5 protein-coding genes are annotated in these 5,913 nt (G+C 62.6%); 3 read left to right on the top strand and 2 right to left on the bottom strand.

Annotated elements, in window-relative coordinates; genetic code table 11:
• Positions 1–146: 146 nt before the first annotated feature.
• Genes AC1DR7_RS19845 through AC1DR7_RS19835 form a run of 3 tightly spaced genes read left to right on the top strand, consistent with a single transcriptional unit; the run spans position 147 to position 3,053 of the window.
• On the top strand, positions 147–947 hold the full coding sequence (locus AC1DR7_RS19845; protein WP_478052195.1) for a MipA/OmpV family protein: 801 nt from the start codon (positions 147–149) through the stop codon (positions 945–947).
• A 26-nt stretch (positions 948–973) separates the two neighbouring features.
• Complete coding sequence (locus AC1DR7_RS19840; protein WP_152153252.1) at positions 974–1,690, top strand: response regulator transcription factor; 717 nt, start codon at positions 974–976, stop codon at positions 1,688–1,690.
• A gap of 16 nt (positions 1,691–1,706) precedes the next feature.
• Positions 1,707–3,053, top strand: a complete 1,347-nt coding sequence (locus tag AC1DR7_RS19835) for a sensor histidine kinase (protein WP_193222827.1) — start codon at positions 1,707–1,709, stop codon at positions 3,051–3,053.
• Between the two features lie 362 nt (positions 3,054–3,415).
• Here AC1DR7_RS19835 and AC1DR7_RS19830 read toward each other — a convergent pair whose 3' ends face one another.
• Together AC1DR7_RS19830 and AC1DR7_RS19825 are read right to left on the bottom strand one after the other, a co-directional pair.
• Positions 3,416–3,766: a hypothetical protein gene (locus AC1DR7_RS19830; protein WP_152153254.1), complete on the bottom strand. Its 351-nt coding sequence runs from the start codon at positions 3,764–3,766 to the stop codon at positions 3,416–3,418.
• Between the two features lie 100 nt (positions 3,767–3,866).
• Positions 3,867–5,642, bottom strand: a complete 1,776-nt coding sequence (locus tag AC1DR7_RS19825; protein ID WP_478052930.1) for a YbhB/YbcL family Raf kinase inhibitor-like protein — start codon at positions 5,640–5,642, stop codon at positions 3,867–3,869.
• Positions 5,643–5,913: the final 271 nt, after the last annotated feature.

The raw sequence follows: 5,913 nt of genomic DNA, 5'->3' as shown, positions 1-5,913 counted from the left end.
CCTCATAGGGTGACCACAGCCAGTCGCTGGATCTTGGCGCGCTTGGATGGCCTTCGCTGAACGGAAGGCCCCGGACCCCGCGTTGGTAAGTTCCCTGTAAGTTCGGATGACCAAAGCTCGTAGCGTCCTCCCACGACGCTACTTTCATGCTCAAGTCCGTACTCGCCCTTCCGCTCCTTCTCCCCACCGTTGCCTTGGCCCAAGGCGTTTCCAGCAGCAGTGACTTGCTCGCCGATGCTCAAGACGATCGGTGGTCCCTAGGCGTCGCCGTCTCTGTCCGCGATAGCCCCTATGCCGGCGAAGGCACCCGCGTTCGCCCCCTCCCCTTGGTGACCTTTGACGGGCAGCGCCTCTTTTGGCGCGGGCTGTCTGGAGGGGTTCACCTTATCCAAGGCGAGGCCTTCTCCTTGGATGCGGTCCTTTCTGGACGCTTCGACGGGTTTGACATCAAGGACCTTTCCCGCGCCGGCCTAGCCCGCAATGGCCTGGACGCTACTGCCTTGGAGGACCGCGATGACGGGCTCGACGCCGGCGTGGCCGCCAGCTGGCGAGGGCGGGCCGGGGAGCTGAAGGTCAGCGCCTTGGCCGACGTAACCGACACCAGTGGGGGTTACGAGCTTGCTGTGGACTACGGCTATGCCCTGCAATGGGGGCGCACCACGGTCGTGCCTGGTGCCGGGGTTCGATGGATGTCCAAGGATCTGGTCAACTACTACTACGGGACCCTGGACGAAGAAATCAGTCGGGGCGTGGCAAGCTACCAGCCCGGCTCAGCGCTGGTTCCCCAAGTCAGCGTGGGCTTCTCCCGCCCATTGGGGGGCAAATGGCGGGTGCTCGGCGGCGTGGACTACAAGTTCCTGCCGAACGAACTGGTGGACAGCCCCCTTTTGGAGCCCGACTCGAACGGGTCCGCCGGGGTGCGCTGTGGAATATCCCGGAGCTTCTGATCGTTCATACTAAAACCTGAGCCCCCATGGTCCCCTCCGTGCCCGCCCCGGCCGTTTCCAATCGAATTGCCTTGGTTGAGGATCATCCACGCTTGGCCAGCTTGGTCGAGCGTGGACTGGGGGCTGCAGGCATCGCCGTGGACACGTTCGCCACCTTGGAGGCCGCCTGGCACGGGCTGCTGCGCCTTCCTTACGCGCTGGCCATCGTAGATCGCGGGTTACCCGATGGCGACGGCTTGACCCTGATCCGAAGGTTGCGCGCGGCGGACAATCAGCTCCCGTGCCTGATGCTGACCGCCAAGGACGCGCTGCATGATCGCGTGGCCGGGCTGGACGCGGGGGCCGACGACTACCTGCCCAAGCCCTTTGCCATAGAAGAACTCACAGCGCGCGTGCGAGCGCTGATGCGACGGCCCGCAGAGTTCCGCGAGCTTCATCTCAGCTACCACGGTCTTCAGATCCTGCCCGAACTCAGCTGCATGCGACACCAGCAAGAGCAGATCAGTCTGGCACCGGCAGAGCTGCAACTCATCATCCTGATGGTGAGGGCCGCCGGCCAAGTGGTCCGCCGCACCGCACTGGAGGCTGCCGCTTGGGGCGTTTCAGACGCTGTCACCCCCAATGCCTTGGACGTCGCTTTGCACCGCCTACGGAAAAAGCTTGCTGCGATTGACGCCCCGCTTGCCCTCATCAACGTGCGCAATTTGGGCTTCTCTCTCCTCCCCTCCGATGCTGCCGCGTAGCCTGACCGCGCGCTTGATGATCGGCACCATGCTGGCGGTGCTGGTCGCCGCAGTGGCTGCCATCTTGGTCATGCTCGCCATGACCTCTCCTAAGCTGCCTGAGCGCTTACTTCGCACGGAACTGCAAGAGGAGCTTGATCACCTGATCGAAGGAATAAGAAGAGATGCGAAAGGGAAGTTCTTCGTCGACTTGAAGCCACAGAACGTCAACGCTTACGACGCCATGACCAAGGACTCTGCCTATTGCATCGTCGATAGTGCCGGAAACACTGTCCTCCAAAGCTCGCCCGGCCCGGCCTTGGATGCCCTGACAGCGCTGCCCACAGGCTCTGAATCGATGATGGTGCCGAGCAATGGGACGGTCGTTCGTCTTCGAGTGATGCAAGGCCCAGTGGACCTCCAAGGCCATCGCTACGTTGTCCGGGTGGCGCGCAGTGATCGGCTCGTGCTGACACTCAGTGACTACGCGGGCACGCTCTACCTCAGGGCGGGCTTGACGACGCTGCTCTTGGCGCTCTTGACCTTCGCGATCGTGGTGTATTGGACCATCAGGCGAATGATCGCTCCTCTCAGGGAGGTCTCGGCGGTCGCCGCGCAGGTGAACCCCAGAAGTTTAGGAACCCGGCTCCGCAGCGAGGGGCTTCCCGCCGAAGTCATTCCGTTGCTGGAGGCCTTCAATGGCGCCCTCGCCCGGCTGGAAAACGGCTTTCGGGTTCAACAGGAGTTCCTGGCTGCGGCGGCGCATGAACTGAAGACGCCCCTGTCCCTGCTAACCGCGGAGATTGAGCTGAGCAACGCGCCCAATAGGGAACTGCTGCTGCAGGACGCCGGGCATATGGCGCGCCAGATCCATCAGCTGCTGCATCTGGCGGAAGTGAGCGAGGCCCACAACTACAGCTTCGAGTCGGTTCGCCTTGCGGCGATCCTTCAGGATGCGGCCGACTACCTGATACGCATGGCCGAACAACGCACGGTGACGGTTGAAGTGAACGACCAATGCGGGCAAGTGCCGGTGCTGGCGGATGCGTCGGCGGTGTTTGTGCTGGCCAAGAATCTGATTGAGAACGCCATCCACCATGCGCCCCTGGGCGGTCGAGTGCGCATCGAATTATTCCTTGGGGGCTTCTCCGTGCAGGACGACGGCCCCGGCGTAGCCCCTTCGCAGCAGCCCCTGTTGTTCAAGCGTTTCTGGCGAGCCAAGCCGCGGGACAGCACGGGGGCTGGACTTGGATTGGCGATCTGCTTGGAAATCTGCACCTCCCACGGATGGGCTCTCCGTTATGATGCACCCCAAGACAGAGGTGCGCGATTTGTCGTGGATACAAACCCGCCACTTGAGTCTCAACTCGACCTACCGCACTGAGTATTCTCGGGCGACCAAGGCGGGAGTGTTAGCCCAAACGCCATGCGTTCCGTCCTGCCCGCCTACTAGAGAGAGCAACAGTGCCCAATACAGGTCGTTTCCACCTTCTGGATGTTGAAGGTTTGAGAAGTGAGGACGACCGACTCTTGGAGTTGACAAGGGTTTTTTGTCGCTGCCTTCAATGCAGTGCGGCGTTCACAGCCACGCCCGCTCAAGGACTTGAACCCTTGGATGGCGGTGCAACGCTCCGTTGTCCCAAGTGTGGCGAGCACCAAGCCATCAGCCTAGTCCGATTTGAGGACTTCGCGCGCCGGCATGGGACGAACGCTTCTTAGGCCGGCGTTGCTTGCGCAGGTGGTCGCCTAGACTGGATTTGCCGGACCCGAGGGTCCACGGTTTGCACTGGATTGGGCTCGGTAGTCCAACGTCACGTCGTTGATCAGCGACGCTACCGCGGTCGCCAATCGCCTGCCGTCTGAAATGGAGCCATAGAAGCGGATGGAGGGGCCGTCGACCTCCACCCCGGCCACGCCCAAGTCGTTCTTCAACGCATCAATACGCGCGTCGAACAGGGCAAGCCAGCTGGGATGCGGTGCCACGTCCAGCATGGCAATGATCGCCTCGTCTTCCGTTTGATCAACGTTTTCCTGTAGATCAGGGACGTCGAAGCCCAGAAGTCTGGGCGCACCGGTATCTGGGGATGAACTGCTCATGGTCCTATGATATCGCGAAGCGCTGTCTTTTCCCTGGCTCATCGCGCCCCATTGGATTTCCGCCCAATGGGGCGCATGCCGAAGGGCTATCGCGGGTGTCTCACTTCAGCGGCGCATCGCTCTGTTGATACGTGCCCACGATGACGCCTTTTGCCAAGACGTGGCCCGCCGCGGCCTTAAGGACCTCATCCCGCGTCGCGCCCGGACGAACGTCGAGTCTCTTGTCCAGCGCCAGCACCTGGAAGTGATAGTGGTGTGGCGGGTCGCCCACCGGGGGCCTGGGCCCGTAGTAGCCGACGGAACCGCGGCTGGTTGCGCCTTGGAGGAGCCCTGCGGGGTTGGTCAGCCGGGGCTGGACTTGGACGCCCTCCGGCAAGCTGGTCACGGATGCGGGGATGTTCCAAGCGACCCAATGCACGAACGGCTTGATGGGCGTGGAGTCCGGGTCCTCGACAATCACCACGTAGGTCACCGCTTTCTGCACTGCATCCCACATCAGCGGCGGCGACAGCCCTTCGTGATACGCGCTGAATCGAGAGGAGAGCGCCTGACCGGCTTGGAAGGCCGGGGACCGGACGGCAACCTCGGGGGCCTGCGCCACGCGATCGAGGGCTAACGGGACGCCGTTTCCGGTCGCCACCTGCTTTTCAAGGGACTGCGCCGGGGGAGCAGCGGGGGCAGCAGGGGTGGCCTTTCCAGCGCTGTAGCTCACGCGGTAAATAACGCCGTTGGCGTCGTCACCCACCAAGAGTGCCCCGCCCCGCGTGACAGCCAAGCCCACTGGGCGTGCGAAATGGGTCCGGCCTTCATCGGTCAGGAATCCGCTGAGGAACGGCTCGAATGCGGTCGGCTGCCCGTTGCGGAACCGAATCCGCACCACCTCATAGCCCGAGGCCGGCTTCCGATTCCATGACCCCCGCATGGTGACGAACGCGTCGCCTCGGAAGCCGGCGGGATACTGGTTACCCGTGTAGAAGACCAGCTGCATGGGGGCCGCATGCGCGGTATAGCCCAAGACCATGGGTTCGCTCATCTGAGCCCACTGGGCCGTCGTGATTTCCCCAGGAGGTGTGCTCTGTGGATTCTGCCCATCCTTGCCCCAGATATGCGGCCAACCATACTGCTTGCCTTTGACGATGTGGTTGAGTTCCTCCGGTTGCACGTCGTCGCCAAGGAAATCAATGCCGTGATCCATCCCCCACAGTTCGCCGGTCTTCGGATCCCAAGCGAAGCCCAAGGTGTTGCGCAGTCCACTCGCAAAGATCGTGCGGCTCTTGCCGTCCGGCGAGGCGCGCAACACGGTCGCGTGCTCAGGATTGGATTCATTGCAGGCGTTGCACGAGGAACCCACGCTGATATACAGCATGCCGTCAGGGCCGAACGCCAACGTCCGGTTGGGGTGCTGCCCGCCGTCCGGGAGATCATTGATGATTCGCTCAATGGCTCCCAAAGACCCATCGGGGTTGAGAGGCGCCCGGAACACTTCGGTCGCCGTGGCCATGTAGAGGTGGCCGTCGCCGATGGCCAATCCATGGACACTCGGACGGTGGGCCACGGTCCGCGGGGCTTCATCCAAGACTCCATCCTCGTTGGCGTCCTTTAGCAACAACACGTCCCCTTGGTCACGGCGGGAAACGTAAATGTCGCCGCTGGGCGCCACGGCAATGATGCGGATGTTCTGAAGTTCCTTGGCGAAGGCTTTTGCCTCGAAGCCTTGGGGCACCTTTAGGCCGGCGATGCGCTCGTCGGTCGCCGGAACCTTGTCGGGTTTGAACGTATTGACCCGGGCGGGGACATCCGTCCCGTCGCCCTGCTGAGCAAGGGCCGGCCACGCTAACGTCGTGAGCAGGGCGGCGCATACGAGGGTCCGTTTCATGGGCGAGCGTTCCAAAAGGTTAACTGGGACCTGAAGGATCGTCCCGCACCGATCAACCGACCGCGAAAGCAATGCGAGCGCCGCGTGATCCGTCCATATTCCGAAAGTCTCAGTCCTGAAGGCGTTTCACCCTACTTTTGGGGAGTTCCCGTAGACGTTGCATTAGCATCCGGGTCCGACGGCGCCTCGGGGTTTTCCTTGCCAGCGTGAGCATGAGCAGCGGTCGGGTCCTCGATCTGGATGACCTTCCCCTTCTGCCACGCATCGGCGC

This window comes from Stenotrophomonas sp. P5_A9 (genome assembly GCF_056400525.1).
This window is presented reverse-complemented; position numbering and strand designations above follow the sequence as displayed.

Bases quoted from the DNA above. Each gene is read 5' to 3' on its own strand.
- AC1DR7_RS19845 (WP_478052195.1), top strand. From the start codon at position 147: ATGCTCAAGTCCGTACTCGCCCTTCCGCTCCTTCTCCCCACCGTTGCC.
- AC1DR7_RS19840 (WP_152153252.1), top strand. From the start codon at position 974: ATGGTCCCCTCCGTGCCCGCCCCGGCCGTTTCCAATCGAATTGCCTTG.
- AC1DR7_RS19835 (WP_193222827.1), top strand. From the start codon at position 1,707: ATGATCGGCACCATGCTGGCGGTGCTGGTCGCCGCAGTGGCTGCCATC.
- AC1DR7_RS19830 (WP_152153254.1), bottom strand. From the start codon at position 3,766: ATGAGCAGTTCATCCCCAGATACCGGTGCGCCCAGACTTCTGGGCTTC.
- AC1DR7_RS19825 (WP_478052930.1), bottom strand. From the start codon at position 5,642: ATGAAACGGACCCTCGTATGCGCCGCCCTGCTCACGACGTTAGCGTGG.